At 60.3% G+C, this 20,348-nt stretch carries 17 protein-coding genes and 1 pseudogene; 10 read left to right on the plus strand and 8 right to left on the minus strand.

Annotated features, from left to right (window positions below):
• Positions 1-141 precede the first annotated feature (141 nt).
• The 5 genes and pseudogenes from ASC75_RS07275 to ASC75_RS07290 all read left to right on the plus strand — a co-directional run bounded on the left by ASC75_RS07275 (position 142) and on the right by ASC75_RS07290 (position 4,156).
• Positions 142-993 (plus strand): urease accessory protein UreD, encoded by an 852-nt coding sequence (locus ASC75_RS07275; protein ID WP_162244904.1) that lies wholly within the window; start codon positions 142-144, stop codon positions 991-993.
• Positions 994-1,005: 12 nt separating this feature from the next.
• Positions 1,006-1,605 (plus strand): annotated as a pseudogene (locus tag ASC75_RS07280) (HupE/UreJ family protein); the annotation flags it as partial.
• Positions 1,606-1,783: 178 nt separating this feature from the next.
• Positions 1,784-3,085 (plus strand): DUF4147 domain-containing protein, encoded by a 1,302-nt coding sequence (locus ASC75_RS07285; protein WP_162244905.1) that lies wholly within the window; start codon positions 1,784-1,786, stop codon positions 3,083-3,085.
• Positions 3,086-3,132: 47 nt separating this feature from the next.
• On the plus strand, positions 3,133-3,753 hold the full coding sequence (locus tag ASC75_RS25250) for an XRE family transcriptional regulator (RefSeq protein WP_280137930.1): 621 nt from the start codon (positions 3,133-3,135) through the stop codon (positions 3,751-3,753).
• Between the two features lie 91 nt (positions 3,754-3,844).
• Positions 3,845-4,156 (plus strand): DUF1778 domain-containing protein, encoded by a 312-nt coding sequence (locus ASC75_RS07290; protein ID WP_055972389.1) that lies wholly within the window; start codon positions 3,845-3,847, stop codon positions 4,154-4,156.
• A 376-nt stretch (positions 4,157-4,532) separates the two neighbouring features.
• Here the strand turns inward: ASC75_RS07290 and ASC75_RS07295 are convergent, their stop codons facing one another.
• Complete coding sequence (locus tag ASC75_RS07295) at positions 4,533-4,829, minus strand: PRC-barrel domain-containing protein (RefSeq protein WP_055972392.1); 297 nt, start codon at positions 4,827-4,829, stop codon at positions 4,533-4,535.
• 201 nt (positions 4,830-5,030) lie between these two features.
• On the opposite strand from ASC75_RS07295, the gene ASC75_RS07300 reads away from it, so the two are divergent.
• Positions 5,031-5,747, plus strand: a complete 717-nt coding sequence (locus ASC75_RS07300; RefSeq protein ID WP_055972394.1) for a DUF1236 domain-containing protein — start codon at positions 5,031-5,033, stop codon at positions 5,745-5,747.
• Positions 5,748-6,596: 849 nt separating this feature from the next.
• Here the strand turns inward: ASC75_RS07300 and ASC75_RS07305 are convergent.
• The gene (locus ASC75_RS07305) at positions 6,597-6,860 is read right to left on the minus strand and encodes a hypothetical protein (protein WP_055972397.1); all 264 of its coding nucleotides are present in this window, start codon (positions 6,858-6,860) and stop codon (positions 6,597-6,599) included.
• A gap of 1,875 nt (positions 6,861-8,735) precedes the next feature.
• On the opposite strand from ASC75_RS07305, the gene ASC75_RS07310 reads away from it, so the two are divergent.
• Both ASC75_RS07310 and ASC75_RS07315 read left to right on the plus strand, forming a co-directional pair.
• Positions 8,736-9,095, plus strand: a complete 360-nt coding sequence (locus ASC75_RS07310; RefSeq protein ID WP_055972400.1) for a low affinity iron permease family protein — start codon at positions 8,736-8,738, stop codon at positions 9,093-9,095.
• Between the two features lie 96 nt (positions 9,096-9,191).
• Positions 9,192-9,617 (plus strand): CHRD domain-containing protein, encoded by a 426-nt coding sequence (locus ASC75_RS07315; RefSeq protein WP_055972404.1) that lies wholly within the window; start codon positions 9,192-9,194, stop codon positions 9,615-9,617.
• A gap of 76 nt (positions 9,618-9,693) precedes the next feature.
• On the opposite strand, the gene ASC75_RS07320 is transcribed toward ASC75_RS07315, so the two are convergent.
• From ASC75_RS07320 to ASC75_RS07335, 4 genes are all read right to left on the minus strand, one after another.
• Positions 9,694-10,068: a response regulator gene (locus tag ASC75_RS07320; RefSeq protein WP_055972408.1), complete on the minus strand. Its 375-nt coding sequence runs from the start codon at positions 10,066-10,068 to the stop codon at positions 9,694-9,696.
• 32 nt (positions 10,069-10,100) lie between these two features.
• A complete protein-coding gene (locus tag ASC75_RS07325; RefSeq protein ID WP_082496437.1) occupies positions 10,101-13,682 on the minus strand; it encodes a CheR family methyltransferase in 3,582 nt (1,193 codons plus the stop codon).
• Positions 13,636-14,703 (minus strand): chemotaxis protein CheB, encoded by a 1,068-nt coding sequence (locus tag ASC75_RS07330; RefSeq protein WP_055972414.1) that lies wholly within the window; start codon positions 14,701-14,703, stop codon positions 13,636-13,638. Before ASC75_RS07330 ends, ASC75_RS07325 begins: the two co-directional genes overlap by 47 nt.
• Positions 14,704-14,842: 139 nt before the next feature.
• Complete coding sequence (locus ASC75_RS07335) at positions 14,843-15,106, minus strand: hypothetical protein (RefSeq protein ID WP_055972662.1); 264 nt, start codon at positions 15,104-15,106, stop codon at positions 14,843-14,845.
• Between the two features lie 253 nt (positions 15,107-15,359).
• Between ASC75_RS07335 and ASC75_RS07340 the strand changes: the two genes are divergently transcribed.
• A complete protein-coding gene (locus ASC75_RS07340) occupies positions 15,360-16,160 on the plus strand; it encodes a Ku protein (protein ID WP_055972665.1) in 801 nt (266 codons plus the stop codon).
• On the opposite strand, the gene ligD is transcribed toward ASC75_RS07340, so the two are convergent.
• The gene (gene ligD / locus ASC75_RS07345; RefSeq protein ID WP_055972668.1) at positions 16,157-18,712 is read right to left on the minus strand and encodes a DNA ligase D; all 2,556 of its coding nucleotides are present in this window, start codon (positions 18,710-18,712) and stop codon (positions 16,157-16,159) included. The two genes, ASC75_RS07340 and ligD, sit on opposite strands and share 4 nt — an antisense overlap.
• 2 nt (positions 18,713-18,714) lie before the next feature.
• On the minus strand, positions 18,715-19,566 hold the full coding sequence (locus ASC75_RS07350) for a Ku protein (RefSeq protein WP_055972417.1): 852 nt from the start codon (positions 19,564-19,566) through the stop codon (positions 18,715-18,717).
• 269 nt (positions 19,567-19,835) lie between these two features.
• On the opposite strand from ASC75_RS07350, the gene ASC75_RS07355 reads away from it, so the two are divergent.
• Entirely contained in the window at positions 19,836-20,186 is a 351-nt protein-coding gene (locus ASC75_RS07355) for a hypothetical protein (RefSeq protein WP_156381143.1), read from the plus strand.
• The last annotated feature ends 162 nt before the right edge of the window (positions 20,187-20,348 follow it).

Below are 20,348 nucleotides of genomic sequence, written 5' to 3' on the forward strand. Positions count from 1 at the left end.
GTCCGGCCCGAACTGCGCCCGGTGGCCGACGGTGCCGCCGCCTGCCTGCTCCTGCCGCAGCAATGACGGCATCGACGCGATCGCCGACCGTATCGTTGCCGACGTATTGTTCAGATGACGAGCCATTGGCCCCAACCGCGTGTGACGCAACCCCTGGCGCAGCCACGCCCGGCAGGGGCGCGGAGCGGCCGCTTCGAACTCGCGCTGTCGCGGCATGGCGCGCGCACCCATATCGGGCGCCAGTACGTCTCCTACCCGTTCCACATGACGCGGCCGTTTGCCTTCGACGTCGCCATCCCGTCGCTGCTCACGGTCTACCAGCAGTCGTCCTCAGGTGGGCTCTACCGCGACGACCGGCTGGACAGCCGTATCGACGTCGGGGCAGGGGCGGCTGGCCATGTCACCACCCAGGCAGCGACGGTGGTCCACGACTGTCACGGCCAACCGGCGCACCAGACGACAGAGATCGTCCTGGAGGAGGGTGCGTTCCTTGCGCTGACTCCCGATCCGCTGGTGCTGTTTCCCGGTGCCGCCTGCTCGAGCGTCATCCAGGCCAGGCTCGCGCCTGGTGCGGTGCTGCTGTTGTCGGATGCCTTCGCCCTGCATGATCCGGAAGGTCGTGGCCGCACGTTCGAGCGACTGGAGGCCAAGGTCGACATCCGCGATGCCGCTGGCCGGCTGCTCGTGCGTGACAATCTCGAGATCGCCGGCGTGCATTTGTCAGGTGCCGGTTCACCGATCGGAGACTGGAAGGTCGTGTCCAACTTCATGCTTGTCGGCGCGCCCGACCGGCTGCCCACCGCCGACGAACTGGCAGTCCTCGGGCGGCCGGAGCGCCAGGTCGTGGGTATCACCCTGCTGCCCAACGGGGCAGGGTGGGGCGTGCGCTGCCTGGCGGCCGATGCCATTGCCGCGCGCGGCATTGCCGAAAGCCTGTTTGCACTCGCGGTCGTCGCAGCCTTCGGACAACAGCCCATGCCGCGGCGCAAGTGAGAGATGCAGATCATGAACAACACGTCTCTCACCCGCCTGGCGGCACTGGCCGCCTTTGCGCTGGCGCCCGGTGTCGCMAGCGCCCACACCGGTGTCGGCCATGTCGACGGATTTGCCCACGGCTTTACCCATCCGCTGGGTGGGCTCGACCATGTGCTTGCCATGGTCATGGTTGGCCTGTTCGCGTCGCAGCTTGGCGGCCGGGCCCGCTGGCTGGTGCCGGCCAGCTTCGTGTCGGTGATGGTTCTGGGTGGCGCTCTYGGCCTGGCCGGCGTTGCCGTTCCATTCGTCGAGCTCGGCATTGGCCTGTCGATCGTCGTTCTCGGCGGCGTCGTTGCCTTCAACCTGCGGGCTGGCGTGGCGGCGGCGATGGCGCTTGTCGGCTTCTTTGCCGTCTTTCACGGTTACGCCCATGGAGCCGAAATGCCCGAAAGCGCCAGCGGTCTCGCTTACGGTGCCGGTTTTGTCATGGCGACCGCGATCCTGCACGCGATCGGGCTCAGCTTCGGCCTGCTGCTCGACGGCAAGGCGGGCGCACGAGGGGCACTCCTGGTTCGCTCAATCGGTGCGCTGGCGGCGATCGTGGGTGTCGGCGTGGTGACCGGCGGCCTGCTGCTCGACGGCAAGGCGGGCGCACGAGGGGCACTCCTGGTTCGCTCAATCGGTGCGCTGGCGGCGATCGTGGGTGTCGGCGTGGTGACCGGTTTCGTCTGAGACCGACAAGAGTGTGGGAGGCGATGTCGCATCCATGCGAGGAGAGGCGAAACCTACTAGGCGGCCAGGACGAACGATGATCCAAGACCCTTCGACATCGTCGGGCAACAGGCTTCGCGAAGAGGCCGTTGCTTTGTTCCACGAGGGCATAGAAGCCTTCGATCCCGAAAAGGCAGTTACTTCGGCCTTGCAAAGTCGCAGCACCGAACTTGATCTGGCCAAGCGAGTGATCCTCATCTCGTTCGGCATGGAAGCGTGTTCAATGGCGCGCGCCGCATTACCTTTTGTAGTCGCCAAACTGCACAGGTCGTGCATCGTGACAAACTGCGAAAATAAGTCGGCCGTGAAAGGAATGGACATCACGGTTTCAGGGTATCCGCTACCCGACGAGCGCAGTGTTGCAGCCGGCTATGCCGTTGAACGCGCGGCGCGTTCAGCCGAACCCGGCGATTTGGTGCTAGTGCTCATAAGCCGTGGCGGTTCGGCAATGGTGTGCGCGCCGGCGTCAGGCGTACTGCTCGCGGACAAAATAGCACTCAACCAAGCCCTGCTGCACTCAGGCGCGGATATCAGTGAGATTAATGCTGTGCGGCAGCAATTCTCGCGCCTGAAAGGTGGCCGCTTGGCGCAACTTGCAACCGGTGCGCGGGTACTATCGTTGATCCTGTCGGATATTGTAGGCGATGATGCCGGAACAATTGCCTCAGGGCCAACGGTGCAACCTGCCACTACCGCCGCAGACGCACTAGCGGTGCTAATCCGCTACCGTTTGAATGGGGTCATGTCAGGCCCCCTTCGTTCTTATGCAAATGGTCTGCTCCAACGAACCGAAGAAATGAGCTTCTCGCATGTAGAGAACCTAGTAGTTGGCTCCCTCAACGCCAGCCTGCGCAAGGTGATCGAACGGGCCGCCGTCAGCCATCAAACTATTTTCAAAGTGGACGAACTCGAAGGGTGCGCATCCGATGTCGCTGCGACGCTGCATCGCCTCGCGAAATTGCAACCTGCAGAAGCCGGGCCAATGGCGATAGTCGCGGGATGGAGCCCGGCCGCCAAAATCACCGGCATCCGAGAGCGAAACCAAGAGCTCGCATTACGTTTCGCATTTCTCGATGAGCAAGCACCGATCGGGCATCCATGGGCATTTCTAAGCGGAGGCGCTGGACGTGATGGTTCGTCCACGGCCGCCGGCGCGATTGTGGACGCCAACTCGATTTCGCGGATACGGAAGTTTGGCTGCGAACCGGGCGTTTTGCTTGAGGATGGAGCCTTCCATCATGCCCTGCAGTTTTCGGGTGATCTACTTCCAACTAGCAGCCCCAGCTCCGCTGCAGCCGGCCTGCAAATACTGCTGATCAACAGGACTGCAAGGCACTGAGACAGCTACGACAAGGTGGATGTCGAAACAAACATAAGGCAAAATTCGTGAAAAGCGGTGTTAATGTTCCTAACGATAGGCTGAGCGATAGTTCTGGTCTCGATTCAAGGCAACTACAGGCTTTCATCGGAAGGGAAGTACGAAATTGTCGTCGAAAACACGAAATGACGGCTACCGAGCTTGCTCATGCCTCGGGAATATCGCCTGGAATGCTTTCAAAGATAGAAAAGGGGACAATCGCGCCTTCCCTAGGCACCTTGCAGTCACTTTCTTGGGCTTTGGCTATTCCAATAACTACCCTGCTACGAAGCACCAAATCTAGAAGAACTGCTTTATTTACGAAGTTTATGCCGCCCGGAATAACAAACGATTTTGAATGTGCAAGCAATATGGCAGAGCAGCTGGCGAGTGGAAATTTGGTAGTTCACAAACAGGTAGTGACACTTACCCAGGATATGTTAAATAGCGGCTCCATAGAATACCGTAGTAATCAGGGAAGGCAGTTTATATTTATATTAGATGGTGAATTGCTGTACCGACATGGAGATAATTGTTACCTAATGTCTAAAGGAGATAGCCTTCAGTTTGATGCCGAAAAACAGCATGGACCTGAAAGTGTTAGGTCTCTTATGACGAGGTACTTGTCGGTTCTATCTCTGGCGATTTAACAACCGTGCCTGACCACCCCGATGACGCCGATCCGCGCTCGCCGGCCTGCGCCACCTAGACCAGCTTCGCTCGGCGCTATGCGCCGGCAATTTGGCATACACGAAAAATCAACCGTCCTCGGTTCCGCCTGGTCGTGTCCGTGGTGAGCGTCTGGAAACACGCGTCACGGCTGACCAGAAGAGTATTATAGAACATGCCGCCGCGTTGCAGGGCCGGACGGTGACCGATTTCGTCATGGCCAGCGTGCTGGAAGCTGCTCGCCACGCCATCGAGGAGCGTCAGCGCCTTGACCTGTCCGTCCGCGATAGCCAGGCATTCGTGGACGCATTGACTAACCTGCGGCCGGTGAATGACCGCCTGCGCAATACGGTGCACGGGTATCGCCGGGCCAATGGCGTCTGACGGGTGGGAGAGCTTGCTGAGGATTCCTCAACGGCGGTGGATGTTGGCGAATGGCCTGCCCAGACGATCCGAAAGCTCCCGCGCTACCCGATCATTCCGGCGACCCGGCTAGGTTGTGCATCTCTGACCGCGACCGCTCGTAGCCGTGGGCCGCGCATAATCCTGCGCACTTATTTGAGGCGGCGCGTCAGGTTGGGGCAGGGCGGTTCCGCGAAAAAGCGTCGAATGTGGGCTTTAGGCCTATCGCCCGAAAGCATCCTTCCGGCACCGTCGGAAAACGCCTTGCAGAAACCTTCGGGGACCGCGTCGGATCGCGGTTGCCCTGACCCGGCTCAATGCGATGCATGCCGTGCGTTTTGCTGGCCAGGCGCCCGGGTTAGTCGTGGTGCTCCGGCATATCCTTCAACTGGTCCTTCGTCCAAGACGTAACCGCGTGAACTTCGCCATCCTCGTTGCGCATGAAATCGAGCTGGCTGAGGGGAACTGCAACCGGTTTGGCGCCGATTCCGAGGAAGCCGCCGACGTCGATAATGACCTGAGCCATGCTGCCCGAACCGTGGACATGTGACACCGATCCAATGTCCTCGTCGTCCGGGCCGTAGATGGTGGCCTCTGCAAGCAGATCGGGCGTGAGCTCGGCTTCGGTGAGGCGAACGTGATTCTTATGGTTCATGATTGACGTCCTCTTGGGGTGGGAGGGCGAAACCATCGGGGCGGCGATCCGTTCCGACAAACCTGCCTCAGGGCGGCAATTGATTGAGATCGGCGGCGGATCGCCATGCAGCGGAAACCGGGACACAGGGAAAATGCTTTGGAACGATAGCTGCCGCTTTGGATTAGCCCCTCGCGGGCTATTCCAACGGGAGAAGTCATCATGCGAGGTATCATCATAACCAGTGCATTTGGCTTAGGACTGGGAATTGCAATCGCCCCGGTTCTGGCACAGACAGAGCAGCCGGCTCAGGGACAGGAGGCAAAATGCCCTGATGGATCGCAGTCCGCGACGTGCCCACAGCCGGAAGGTGGTGCCCAGCAAGGCACGACACCATCTCCCGAGGGCCAGCAGGGCGGTGAAAATCAGGGTAAGGCCGACAAGCCCAAGGCTCAGCAGGGACAAGCTGAGCAGCCGGGGGCCGAACCCCAAAAGCCCACACAGGGAACGGAAACGCAGCAGCAGCCGGCACAGGGCGGTACCGCTGAGACGCAGCAGCAGCCAGCCCAGGGCACGGAAACACAACAGCAGCCAGCCCAAGGCAGTAACACCGAGACGCAAACACAGCCTGCCCAGGGCGAGCAGCAGACTGAGCAAGGTGGCAAGTCTGCTGGCACGAACGTCAACGTCACCGTCGAGCAGAAGACAGAGATTACCCAGGTGATCAAGGAAGAGAAGGTGGAGCCGGTACGTGTCGACGTTGACGTAGCGGTCGGCGTGGCCGTGCCGCAGACGGTGAAGGTCAAGCTGAGACCGCTTCCTGTCCGGATCGTAAAGATCGTGCCGGCATACGAAGGATATCTGTTCTTTATCCTCGTCGACGGGCGCATCGTGATCGTCGAGCCCTCAACCTTGAAAATCGTGCTCATCCTCGTCTAGGGCCGACATTAAACTGGCACTGACAGCCCCGCCGGCGCAGTCCCCGGCGGGGCCTTTTGCTGCGCCAAAGCTGAGCTGTCGCTCGCCGGGTTGGGTTCAATTCATCCCGAGCGGGCAGTGATGATCTGACCCCAGGGAACCAATTCCCAGGGTTTCTCGTTCGAATAACACCAGTGAAACGGGAGGATCAAATGGACCGCAGCGTGCACCAGGCGCGGTGGATTCTCGCACCCATCTTTGGGTTAGGTGTCGGACTGTTTGTGGCCGGCATATATTTAACATGACGGAGGATGTTGGTTATGGCTGATGGACCTACGGTAGTTAATTCCGGCGGCGGCGGGACCGGTTGGGTTGTTGCGATTATCATCGCAATTGCGGCCGCTGTTGCACTTTTCTTTTTCGTTCAAGGCGATTGGGACCGCAATGTCGACGTAAATGTCCAAGCACCAACATCTTCGGCGCCTGAGGCTGCGCCCGCAGCACCCGCAGCACCGGCGGCACCTGCCGCGCCGGCCGCACCAGCTGCGCCTGAAGCCCCTGCGGCCGCCCCCGAAGTCCCCGCTGCCCCTGCTACGCCTGCACCGGCACCAAGCGGCCAGTAACGGCCAAGATGCCTTCCACCGCTTTGCGGTGGAATTCGTGAACGTGTCCGTCCCCTCAGCGGACCACGTTCCCGATAGTGGTCTGCCCGGCGGCCGAACCGGCAGACCACGGCAGTTCCCACACCACGCCGTTGGCTTGTCGGTAACCCGCGCTCCGGAAATCCCTTGATCAGCGCACGTGATGGGCCGTCCGGCAGGGCCTTGGCCGCATCTGTCTTAGCAAGTCTATAAAGCGTATGGCGCAGTTCTACTGTTGCGTGCCGCCGGGCAGCTTCGAGGCCTCGATCAGTTCCGCCTGGCGGACAAGTCCTTCGGCGATCTTTCGCGCCTGATGCGGCTTGATCAGCAGCTCGACGTTGTCGACCGTGGCCTCGCCGCGTCGGATCTGCTCGATGTGGTCCTGGGAGATCACATATTCCAGCCGAACGATAAGGTTTCCTGGTTCGAGCGCATTGATATGCACGTTGACCAGGTTCGGCGTTGTGGTCGTATTTCCGAATTTTACAGACATGGGCATCCCTTCCGAATCGCCGGGATCATGCCGTTGCACCACCCAAGAGTCCATCAGCCGCCCGGGGGCCGCTGGCTGTTGCGTGGTGAGGTTCCAACTTCGGCCGCCGAGTTGTGCTGCGTCTCATTCAAACGCTGCTATGGGTACGGAACGGCGACCGGCGCGTTCTCGCGATGGAGCGATCATACCCCGAATATCACTCCCGAGGACCAAGCCTGCCGCGATCGCCCTCCGGCAGGTCTTGGCTTTCTTGGGGCCCCAGTTTCCGAGGGAACCAACGTACCCGCGAGCTGTTGACCAACACGTTGTGTCAACGATTGGGAGGTTCCAATGGACCGCCGATTATTCCTGACCGGCATGGTGGCCTTTACCGGCGCCGCAGCCGCAACCACAATAGCTCAGCCAATCCAGGCATTTCCGCTTCGTCCCAAGACTGGCGACGGGATCCTGGATGAACTCGACATATTCCCCCTAGAGGCCCATGAGGATCCGGACGAAGTCGCGCCAGTTAATCACCGGAGATGGCACCATCGGCCGCGCCGGCGCAGACGTCGTGTTTGGAGGCGATACTGCCGTCGCCACTGGCGCCGAGGCAGGAGAGTTACGCGGTGCTACAGGCGACGTGTTTGGATCTGGTATCGATACTGGTAGCAGATTAGAGTATGGGTGTCCGCTCAAACTAGGGAGCGGACACCCTTAGCTAGGGGCGAATGCGCCTCCCCAACTTGATCGCCAATCCCGTTAAACTTTGTGAATGATATAGGGAACCTACGATTGGTCGAGCCGGTTATGAATATGCCGCGCAAAGCGGTAGCGTGGGCGTCTTCGCCACGTTTGAGGTGAAAGCCTGCCGGTACCTTTTGCCCACGGCAGGCTTTCACAGTTAGCCATACTTGCGGTTCTGAATTGCTGAACTTCGGAGCTAAACCGTCAGTACGTTCCCCCGATCTGCAAAGGGTAATGACAAGCACCAAGGCCACAGAGCTATCGCATAGGCGATAGGGAAACTGTCGAAAATCTCGCCTGCGATTATCTTGGCAAGCTTCCCGCGAGATGTGCCGTGCAGCCGGATTGGCGCGCGGGCTTGACCGTCGGACTATCCATATTGCTCAGCCAATGTGAGCACATCTTAGTCGGTATCGTTTGCGACTTGCTCGGTCAGCATTTCGTCTCGTCGATCATGGAACTTCCTCCCGTGACCACAAAGCGCGAGCGGTGGATGCGATCCCATTGCGCCGACCAGCGCGAAAGCCAGAGTGGTTTGCACCGGGCAGGCGGTACCATCGGTCAATGCCCCCGCGCCGCCATCGCTATGGCATGTTCAAGCGGGGTTATGCCGCGAAGCGCTGCCTGACACCGGTTGACGGTTGCATTGAGTGACAAGACACCATGGCACGGGCAAGGAAAAGCAGCCCTAAGGACGGCTCTTCCTTCTGGCTCGCCGGGATCTACGACAATGGCGCAACCCAGCCAATGGCGAGCTGCTTCGAACCTTCTGTGTCGTCACCTGCGCGTCGAATGAACTCATGGCTACGATCTACGATCGCATCCCATCGTCCTGGCGTCGGACGACTAATGTCAAGTGGATCGGGCCTGAGGCCAATCCTGCCCACTCCTGAAGCCGTTTCCACACGAGTTGATGACTATGTCGAAAATTGGCCAAAAGGACGGGTCGCCGAACGACGACACATCGGACATTCACGACCCGATTGAGCAGTTTGCCAGAGCTGGTGGCTTCTGAAGAGATCTGGCCGTTGTGGAGGGAATGCACTTTGGCTATTTTCCGGAAACCTTTCAGGCCGCTCGGAGGCCGACAAATGAACCAAAGGCCGGAGCCTGCGTTATCAGCTACGCAATTGGACGTCAGGCGTCACCATGGACCTGCATCTTTTCAGGCTGGCCGGCTTTCTCTCACGGCCGCCGGGTTTCTACCTGCTGATGGCAGCGATGATCGTTAGCACCGCCTTGGTTCCCTTTGGCCTGACCGACATCGTTACCTATGGTCTTTCGGTCGCTGCTATCCTTATAACGGGCGTCGTCCTAATCCAGGGCTACCGTGATACGGCAGCAATTCACGCCAAGCTGGACGAGATTGTCCTCAGTTTGAACAGCGCCCGCAATCAGGTGGTGGGGCTCGAACATGCCGACGCCAAAGAGATCAAGAAGACGTTGAACAGCATTGAAAGGGAAGCAAAAGAAGACCACGGCACGGTTCGTGCCGACGCGACGGAATAGAAGCGCTACGGCCTCATCGGTGGAACTACTGCGGTAGACCGCACGTTTCAGACAATCGGTGCGGCGCATGCTGCACATTCCCCAGGAGGATCTGAAATGTCCGCTTTCAAGACATTCGCGCTTGCGTTCACGGTTGGAACGCTGCTGGCGGTGACGCCGTCGCTGTCTGAGACCATGAAGTTCAAGGCCGACCTTAAGGCTGCCAGCGAGGTGCCTCCCACCGATAGCCCCGGTACGGGGACAGCCGACGTCAGCGTCGATAGTGCTACCAAGAAGCTGACCTGGACCGTGACATCGACCGGGCTGACCGGCGATGCGACGGCCGCTCATTTCCACGGGCCCGCCGCCGTGGGCGAGAATGCCGATCCTGTCGTCGACATATCGTCGAGCGTAGCCAGCGGCTCCGCCGACCTGACCGACCAGCAGATGGCCGATCTGCAGGCGGGCAAATGGTATCTCAACATTCACACGCAGAAATTCCCCGATGGCGAAATCAGGGGCCAGGTCGAAAAGGCGCAGTGACGCGCAAGCCCCACCGCCGAGGGGTGGTGGGGCTTATTTATAGTGGGCTTTTTTGGTTGAGCTTCGCGGACCTTGCCTAGCTTTTCCGAAAGTCCGAAACTGCTTTTGCCAGAGTTTCCAGTTCCACAGGCTTTGACAATCTGAGGACACTCTGAAACTCGCTGGGAAATGCGGTTGCGCTGTCATATCCGGTCAAAAAGAGGAATGGCACGCCACGCGACGCCAGCTGCTCAGCTATGGGAAAACTCTGTTCACCGGCAAGATTGACGTCAAGTACTGCGCCATCCAGGCTGACGTCGGTCATCTCCTGAAATGCTTGATTTACAGTCGCTGCGGGACCTATCACGGTGCAGCCGGCGCTTTCGAGATAGTCGCAAAGATCCAAAGCGACCAAAAACGCATCTTCAACGATGAGAACGCTGAGGCCATCCAGTTGCGATTTGTTTGTCATCCCTAATCCGGGAGCAGGCGGCAACGCAAGCGTTAGCGAGACTTCTTCTTGGCAAGCGGTACCGTTATGGAACATTCCAGTCCGGTTCGCTCAAATCTCAACTGGACGCTTCCGCCAAACTCGTATTGCAAACTGCGCTGGATGAAAGTGGTTCCAAAATTTCTTTTCGGCGGCTGCGCGACGACCGGCCCGTCGGCCTCTCTCCAGGTCAGGGATAGCACCTTGTTTTCGACATTCCAGGCCACCTCGACGCGGCCGCTTGTAGTGGACAGAGCGCCATATTTGGCAGCATTGCTGGCCAGCTCGAAAAAGACCATGCCCAAGGTTCCCGCCAGATTTGCATTCAGCACGACTGGCTCGCCCATGATGCTCACATTCTGATGGCTGTCGCCGACATAAGGAAACACCGTCCTTCGGAGCAGACCCTCGAGATCGGCACTGCCCCAACTGTGTGACGACAGGAGTTCGTGCGTCCTGGCCATCGCCTTGAGACGCTCCTGAAACGCCGCCGCGAACTCCTCGATCGACGTCGCCGAGCGCAGCATTCTCGAGGTCAGTGCAGTAATGATGGCGAGGATGTTCTTAACCCGGTGTTGCAGTTCATGAAGCAACTCCTCGCGGTTGCGCTCAGCTTCCTTGTGGCTGGATATGTCGACAAGAGCGCCAATGGCGCCGCGAATCTTGCCTGCCTCGTCAAACAGCGGGTTGGCCGAAAACAGGATATCGCTCTGGCTGCCGTCCCGTCGCTTGAGCACGGCCTCATAACCGGGAACGGCCTTTCCTGTCCTGATTGCCTTCATCAAGGGCTGGTTGTCCGTATCCATTGCCTCGCCGCCCACCAGCAATGGCAGGTCGGCCGGCATCGACACCAGCTTGTCGTCGCTCACGCGCCGACCCGCCAGCTCCACCGCGTAACGGTTGGCCCTTATCTGCTCGCCATTGCCGCCCTCGGCGATGAATATGCCCACCGGAACAAGGTCGAGCAAGGTTTCCAAAATGTCGACCCGGTCCCGCAGGTCGTGGGAAAGCGCGCCTATGCGTTCTTCCGCGCGTGCGATTTGCGTCACATCGACAAAAGTGACGACCACGCCGGCAATGACATTGTCGACGGTCCTGTAAGGCAACACCCTCATGATGTAGCGGCGCTCGTTCTCCGCATTGTCGATCTGCCGTTCGATGGTGCCGAGACGCTGCAGCACCTGTTCCAGGTCAAGCTGCAGATTGTCGGCGGCAAAGCGAGGGCGGACATGGGCCAAAGGCCGCCCGACATCGCTTTCGACGAGCCGGAACAAGTCCCGTGCGGTGGGGGTGAAGCTCTTGATGCACAGGTCCCGGTCGAGGAACACGGTCGCAATCTGGGTGCTCTCAAGCAGATTGGCCATGTCGTTGTTCGCACGGCTGAGCTCGTCGACACGGATGTTCAGCTCCGAGTTGACGGTCTGCAGTTCCTCATTGATCGACTGCAGCTCTTCCTTCGAGGTTTCCAGTTCCTCGTTGGAGGACTGCAGCTCCTCGTTGATCGATGACAGTTCTTCATTCGAGGATTTCAGCTCCTCGTTCGACGATTCCAGCTCTTCGGTCGTGATCTGAAGGCGTTCCTTGGTCTCCCTCAGCTCGCGCTCCAGCTGGGTGACATTAGCGCTCTCGACATCGTCGGTCGTATGCGCGCGCTCGCTTTCGAAGTCCGGCTGAACGGTACCGCTGTCTCTGAACACAAGCATGTAAAGCGGGTCGGCCGAGCCATCAGGCGGAAGCGGCTGGACGGCAAGGCTGATTGTCAGCCGCCCGCCATTGGTGCCGATATTGATCTTGTTCTGGACGGAAACCTGGCCGGTGCTGACCGCCTTGTGAATGGCAGCTCTGAGATCCAGCCGCAGGCCGCGCCTGGCCATCGCAAAGATGTTGTTGTCGGGGGCGCCCGCCGCGAGCTCGAGATATTTGCCTGTGCCGCCGGAACTGAAGACGAGATCTCCGGCTGCATTGATGATGACATAGGCTGGGGCATAACGCTCCAGAAGGACGCGCTCGGCGGTCTCCTGCAAGCTGCCCGTCGTCGCCTTCTGGCGCGCCGGAAGCGTCGTGGGTTTTGCCGATGTGGTCAGCGGGAATTCAGGAAGCCGTGGGCCGCCAAATCCGGCTCGCTTCTGGAAGACGCGGCTCGCCTTGTCGATCGTCGAAAACAGGCGCGCGTGGCGCGTGACGTTTTCGGAGGAGCCGAGAAACAGGTGGCCATTGTTTCGAAGCGCATAGTGGAAAATGGGAATGACCTTTTCCTGCAGCTCCGGCCCCATGTAGATGAGCAGGTTGCGGCACGCAATCAGGTCGAGTTTCGAGAACGGGGGATCGCGCAACAGGTTGTGAGCCGAAAACAGGCACATTTCCCTGAGCTCGGCCGCGACCCGGTAAGTGCCGTCCTCGCGCGAAAAGAACTCCTTGAGCCGCTTTGGCGTGAGGTCGGTGGCAATCGCTGCGGGATAACGGCCGGCGCGGGCGATTTCCAGGGCACGCTCGTCGATGTCGGTGGCAAACACCTGCAATTTGGGTGATGCCGCGCCGCGCGGGGCGTTCTCTCGAAGTAGCATCGCAATCGAATAGGCTTCTTCGCCCGTGGCGCAGCCGGGAACCCATACCCTTATCGGTTCGTCTGGTCTGCGACCCTCGAAGAGTTGCGTGATGACTAACCGCTCAAGTGCCTCGAAGGCCTGAGGATCGCGGAAAAAACTGGTGACGCCGATCAGCAGGTCCTGGAAGAGCAGGTCGACTTGTTGCGGTTCCTGGCGCAGCCGGTCGTGAAAGGCAACGGGATCGTCGATCTGCAGGACCTGCATGCGGCGCTGGATGCGGCGCAAGATGGTGTTGCTCTTGTAGCCGCTGAAATCGTGGCCTGTGCGATTGCGCAGCAAAAGCGTTATCCGCGTCAACTGGTCGACGACGTCGCGCTTGCGCCGATCCTTCTCGCCGTCGGTCTGCGGCCGATAGACATGCTGGAAATAATTGACGAGCTTGGCGGCCATCTCTTCGGCGGGCAGGACCAGGTCTACGAGGCCGCTTTGGACGGCACTTCGCATCATGCCGTCATATTCGGCGCTCTCTTGCGCAAGCGTGAGGCCACCATGTTCCTTGACCGCCCGCAGGCCGATCGTGCCGTCGCTACCGGTTCCCGAAAGGATCACACCAGCGGCATGTTCGTCTTTTTCCTCGGCCAACGAAATAAAGAAATCATCGATAGGCGTCCGCTTTGTCCGGGTTGCAGCCAATTTTGCAATGTGAAACCTGCCGTCCTTGACGGTCACCGAAGCGCCCGGCGGAATGACATAGATCCGGTTGGGCAATATCTCGTCGCCCTCGGCTGCCGTCTCCGTCGGGATCGTCGTGCAGCGCTGGATAATGCTGGGCAAGACGCTCTCGTGCTCGGCATCCAGATGCTGGATGACGACATAGGCAAGCCCGCTTTCTGGCGACACCGTCGGGAAGAACTGTCGCAAGGCGGAAATCCCACCTGCTGAGGCACCCACACCAATGATCGGGAAGGGAGTATTCTTCCCGTTCCCGGGTTCCTTGGCCTGATTAGCCTGGGCGTTTCTTTCCGTTTTCTTGTTCCGGGATTGCTTCATGCTCGCTTACTGCTGCCTGCCTGCTCTCGAGAATGCGCTCTATCACGCGAGCGTCATTAGTGTATTCCTGGGCTCTCGCGGCCAACTGTGCGGCCAGAGCGGGGAGATTCTTCTTGCTCTCGCGCTGTGCCATCCGTCGCGTAAATTCGGCACGTTGCTGATGCGCTCTCAATAGACTCCACAACATCTCATCGACTTCGACCGATTGCGCCTCCAGCATCGCCTCCGAAGTGAAAGCATGTCCCGTATGGCATCGATAACGCACCATGTCACCGTCTTCGATCTCCCACAGCGGGCCATGGCATTCGGGACATATGAATATCGAAATCTCACCAAGTCGATCTTCTTCTTGCATGGTCGAATGCTCCTGTGCCGCGATGGCGGCTTCAAGTCGCAAATGCGGCGGTGCAGGACGCTTTTCTCCCGCCGGTCTGGCGACTAGCTCTCCGAGCAACGTGCCGATATCGGCGGCAGGGACGGTGTGATCCACATCGACATACCTTATCGCGCTGTTGATCATCGCCGGCACCGTGGCGTCTTGTGGATCCTGGACCACCGCCAGTCCGCCCATCGCTTTTATCGCTCGTAATCCTGCTGTCCCGTCCGACAGAGAGCCCGAAAGAACAACCCCGATCACCTGTGGGCCAAAACTCAAGGCGGCAGATCGAAACAGCGGGTCAATGGCCGGTCGCGAAAGGTTTTCGCGCGGGCCGCGGCGCAGCAGGATGTGATAGTCATGGATCAACAAATGGTAGTCCGGCGGCGCCACGTAAATGTTCCCGCGTTTGAAGATCGCGCCATTCACCGCCGTCTTGGCATGCAGCGGGCCGGCCCGATCCAGGATGCCTGCGAGATGGCTTACCGGGCCGATATGGAGGACCACGAAGACTGCTGCCGCGAGATCGGCCGGCAGGTCGCGCACGATCTGTTTCAACGGTTCGACCCCGCCGGAGGACGCACCGATGGCAATCAGACAGTGGTTGCGCCGCGCGGGATTCAGCATCGATGTTTGGTTGGACATGACCTGTTTCGACGCTCCCGATAGTTGGACAAGCCGGTCGACCTTCCATGTCGGAAGGATGGTTGGCGTCAACGCTCGCGAAAAGCGCCCGACGGCCAAACGATTCTGTTGCAAGACCGCCGGCCCGGTGCAGTGCGACCTAGTCCCGTTTGACGAACTTGTTAAAACGGCTGATGCCTTCGTCGGTCTTGTCCTGATGAAGAAAGGCAAGCTTCTCCTTGTCGAATATTTCGAAGAACTGCTCCCAGGAAATTTCCTCCAGTCCCGGCTCTTTCTCACCAAAGTCAAGACGCAGTATACCCGCACCCTTGGCGGAGTCTTTAATCCGCGATGGTTTTCCGCCACGTTGCTCCGCCCATCGGCGGATGATGTCGGGGTCAATTGTCGTCTGCGCGGACCTCATGCTGGCCTCCTTTGTCATCGACGACAGGCTTTCAAAGAGAAAACTTCGGCAACTGCGACGAGTTCCATTCCGGCCGTTCTTTTCCCAGTTGGTTTCGGGACCATGGGGCGCAAATCTGCCGATTGGCTGATGCCTTATGTTCGATCATGCGCGATGGCTTGCCTTGGCAGCATGCCGAGCAAGGCATCGCATCGGAACGCATGCCCGCATCCGACGTTACCCGACATCTGGCAATGACATGCGGGTCGATACCATGGCACAGCGCGCATTCTGGAAGGGCTACATGAAATTGTCGCTGGTGACCTGTCCTGTCGCCATGACGCCCGCGACCAGCGAGTCCGAGAAGGTTCGCTTTCACACCCTCAACGAAAAGACCGGAAATCGGGTCGTCAGCCACTATGTCGATGCGGTCACCAGCAAGCCTGTAAACGAGGACGATGAGGTCAAGGGCTACCCGAAGGGGGAGGACGATTATGTGCTCCTCGAAGACGAGGAGCTTGAAGCAGTCGGTCTCGACAGCACCCGGACAATCGACATCGAGATGTTCGTTTCCGCCGACAGCATCGGCTGGATCTGGCTCGACAAGCCGCATTATCTGATGCCGGACGACAGCGTCGGCGAGGAAGCCTTCTCGGTGATCCGCGATGCCATGGCGGCATCAGGCATGGTCGGCATTTCGCGCCTGGTTCTCTACCGGCGTGAGCGCGCCGTGATGCTGGAGCCGCGCGACAAGGGCATCGTGTTGTGGACATTGCGCTATGGCGACGAGGTCCGCGACGCGGGCGATTATTTCGCCGAGATCGATGCCCGCAAGCTCGATCCCGATCTGATGGCCCTGGTGGGCCGCCTCATCGAGACCCGGACACGCCCCTGGGACCCCGACATGGTTCGTGATCCGGTCCAGGAAAAGCTGCTCGACATCATCGCCTCCAAGAAGAAGGGCCGCCGTCGACCTGCCAGAGAAAAGACCGAAACGCCGTCCTCGAGCAATGTCGTCAGCATCATGGATGCGCTGAAACGCAGCATCAAGGCGGAAGGCCGCGCCAAGAACTAGCCGGGCTTGCCGGCTTTTACGACGAGCGGGACGGCGGCGGCGCGGAAATCCTCCCACGGATCGCCTGCCAGAGCTTCGAGGCGCTTCGGCATATTTTCGACGGTGAAGTGGGCCGGACCCACCTCTGCGCCGAGCTCATCCCATGACAGCGGCGCCGAGACCGAAGCCCCCGGGCGGGCCCGAGTCGAATAGCAGGCCACGGCGGTCGCGCCGCGCTGGTTGCGCAGATAGTCGACTAGGATCTTGCCGTGGCGCTTCGACTTGCTGATCGTCGAGACATAGCGATCCGGATCGTCCGACGCCATTGCGTCGGCGATCGCCTTGGTGAAGGCCTTGACCTCAGGCCAGCCGGCCTTCGGCTTGAGTGGCGCCACGACGTGGAGGCCCTTGCCGCCCGAGGTTTTCAGGAAGGCGGCAAGCCCCTTGTCGACCAGCCGCTGTCGAACCTCCTGCGCCGCCTCGGTGACGGCCTGCCAGGAGACTCCGTCTCCCGGATCGAGATCCATGACGATCATGTCGGGATGTTCCCAATCCGCTGCCGTCGAGCCCCACGGATGGATTTCCAGCGCCGCCGACTGGACCAGGCCAAGCATGCCGTCGAGGTCGTTGATGCTGATCAGCGGTGCGCCGGCGGCATCCTCGGGGTCCTTTATGAGCACGATGTTCTGGTTCAGGCCTTTCCAGGCATGTTTCTGGAAGAACTTCTCGCCGTCAATGCCGTTCGGGCAGCGCAGCAGCGCCAGTGGCCGGCCGACGACCATCGGCGCCATATGACGCCAGACGTCGCTGTAGTAGTCCGCCAGCCCCTCCTTGGTCACGCCCTCCTCGGGCCAGTAGAGGCGGTCGGGGTGGGTGAGCTTGACTGTCCGACGTTGAGGCGGCGGCGCTTTCGCGACCGGTTGCGCTTCGCGGACGATTTCCGTGGCCGGCTTGTCTTCCCGCAAGCCGCGAAACGAGGCGTGGCGCAGGTGACCATCCGCGGTCCACGCCCGGAACTCTACTTCCGCCACCAGTTCGGGCCGGACATAGCGGGCCTGGCGCCTTTCGTCGGCCGACAGGCGGCTGGCAAATGGGCTGGTCGCGATCGCCATGCGGTCGAGCCTGCCGAAGAGCTGCCGTGCCACAGCTTCGGTGAATCCGGTCCCGACACGGCCGACATGGTGAAGCTCTTTGCCGTCGAACACGCCGAGGATGAGCGAACCGATTGCGTTGCGCGAAACGCTTGAAGGGACAAATCCGGCGACGACGAACTCCTGGCGGGCGGAGCATTTCGACTTGATCCAAGACTTGCCGCGGCCGCTACGATAGGGGCCGTCGCGCAGCTTCGACACCACGCCCTCGAGGCTCAGGCGGCAGGCGTGCCGCAGCACCAGACTGCCCCGTTCCTCAAAATGACCGCTGTAGCGGACCATGCCGTCGCCCTCGGGGACAAGCTGTTGCAGCATGGCCTTGCGCTCCACCAGGGGTGTCTGGGTGACGTCGTATCCGTCGAGATAGAGCAGGTCGAATGCATAGAAGACGAAGCGGTCCATCCGGCTCGCGCTGAGGTCGGCCTGCAGGGCGGAAAAATCCGACGCACCGGTGCCCGTCTCCACGACCAGCTCGCCGTCGATCAGTGCCGAGGCGGCGGGAAGGGCGGCAAGCGCGCCTGTTGTAGCCTTGCCGAACTTGCCCGTCCAATCCAGTCCGCTGCGCGTCAACAGGACAACATCGCCATCCTGCAGTCTCGCCTGCAGGCGGTAACCGTCGAACTTGATTTCGTGAATCCAGCGCTCGCCTGCGGGCGGCGAGGCCGCAAGGCTCGCCAGAGCCGGCTCGATGAAGTCAGGAAGGGCTGCCTTTCTGGCCTTGGTCATGTCGGCGGCGGCGCTGGCCGGCGAGCCCCCTGTCGGCCTGGCGGCCGGCGCTCTCTTGCCGGCCTTGCCGGGTGTTGTCTTGTCGGGCGACTTGCCGGCGCTGATGCGCCCGCTCTTCGACGACCAGCCGGGAGCTTCGCCCGCGACCTCAGGGATGTCCCGGCCCGTCTTCACCGACAGCGGTTGCTCGTCCAACACATCAGCGCCGTCGTTCCGGGCAAATTCGTCGTCGCCCTTGATCAGCAGCCAGTTTTCCCGTTTCTCCCGTGGTTTTCCGCGCATGCGCACGAGATGCCAGCGGCCGTGAAGCTTCTCGCCATCAAGTTCGAAATCGAGCTGCCCCTTGGCGTAACCTTTCGCGCCGTCGCCGATCGGCGTCCAGCTGCCGCGGTCCCAGACGATCACGGTGCCGCCGCCATATTCGCCTTTCGGAATCGTTCCTTCAAAATCGCCATAAGCGAGCGGATGGTCCTCGACATGCACGGCCAGCCGCTTGTCGCCGGGCGACAGGCTGGGCCCCTTGGTGACCGCCCAGCTTTTCAGTACGCCATCCATCTCCAGACGGAAGTCGTAATGCAGGCGTGTCGCATCGTGTTTCTGGACGACGAAGCTGTTGCCTGTGCGGCGCCCCTGTCGCCCTTTCGGCTCAGGCGTGGTGCCGAAATTCCGCTTTTTTCGATAGGTCTCGAGCGCCATGATCATCCGGCCTTGCGCCGCGCCGGCTGCGCCTTGCCGGGCTTGCGCGGCGCCCGGGTCTTTTTCCGCGAGGTCTTGCCGGCAACGCCGGCGCTCTCACGCAGCGCCGCCATCAGATCGATCACATCCTCGCGTTTCGGCTGTTTCGGGGCCGCGATCTTCTTGCCGTCCAGCTTTGCCTTGACGAGGTCCGCCAGCGCGGCCTCGTAGCGGTCGTCGAATGTCGCCGCGTCGAACTTGCCCTTCTTGGTCTTGATGATGTGCTCGGCGAGCTCCAGCATCTCACCTTCCATCTTCATCGAAGCGATATCGCCGAAGGCTTCCTTCGCCGAACGCACTTCATAGTCGAAGTTGAGCGTTGTCGCGACCAGGCCGTCGTCATAGGCGCGGATGAGCAGGACACGCACGCGCCGGAACAGCACCGCCTGGGCGATGGCGACAACCTGCTTCTGCCGCATGCCTTCCCGGATGAGCGTGAAGGCCTCCTCGGCGCTGTCGCCTGACGGGGCGAGATAATAGGGGCGGTCGAAATAGATGTCGTCGACATCGGCGCAGGCGATGAAGGCGGTGATCGAAAGCGTCTTGTCGCTTTCCGGCACGGCCGCTGCCACTTCGTCCTGGGAAAGCACGACGTAATCGTCCTTGCCGATGTCGTAACCCTTGACCTGCTGCTCCCTGTCGACGGCCTTGCCGGTTTCGCTGTCGACGAATTCGCGCCGGACCCGATGGCCCGTCGCGCGGTTGATGGTGTGGAAGGCAATGCGCTCCGACGTCGAGGCAGCGGTGTAGAGCGCAACCGGGCAACTCAGTTCCCCGACCTTCAACACCCCCTTCCAGTTTGCTCGCGGTGCCAAAACCGATCCTTTCGTGTGACGGGAATGATGGGTGGCTGGCGAGTTCTCCGAACGTGGGCGAGTAGGTTTTCCACCGACTTCGCCGGATCGTTAAACCGCTAGCGGGGGCCGTCTCCTTCTGCATGACGCTCTTAGAAAAGCGCTGGGCGGATCAAAAGGTTCCGTCGCCCGGCAGCGACCGTTGCCGATGCGCTTCGGACGCCAAAACGGGCAAGGAACGGAGTAGCCTGCTCTGCGTTGTCGAGGTCAATCAACAAAGGATCACGACCATGCAGATTTTGAAGACGGACATCACCAAGCGCTTTGAAACCGGTTCAGCCTATTTTTACAAGGTCTCTTTTATGGGCGAGGCTGGGCAGTCGATCGTGGTCGACTATGCTTCAGACGAGCTTATTGAAAGCGACGACCTCGTTGAAGAGCAGGCTCTGCGCGTGATGGCAGAAACGGCCGGAATCTCAGTGGAAAGTGCCCCACTCGAGCTTGGACCTGAGGCAGCAGTCGGACCGAGCATCGATGACGATGATCCTTACCAGGAAAGCGACCAGGCGCTGCCTGAAGATATTGAAGAGCGGGCGATCTCACAGAGTCCCACACGAGAGGGCGGCCGTTTCCACGAGTGAACGCCGCAGGTCCACAAATGGCGTGATTGCGACGACTCGGATCGCCTAAGCGTCATAAGACGGGGCTTAGAACAGTCCCGAACTTACTCCGCAGTACTGCTGCGGAGGCTTACCAGAAGGCGAACCTAGATCACTTCATCAGAAGCTGAGGGTTACACCTAC

Source organism: Aminobacter sp. DSM 101952 (assembly GCF_001424795.1).
Taxonomy (GTDB): Bacteria; Pseudomonadota; Alphaproteobacteria; order Rhizobiales; family Rhizobiaceae; genus Aminobacter; species Aminobacter aganoensis.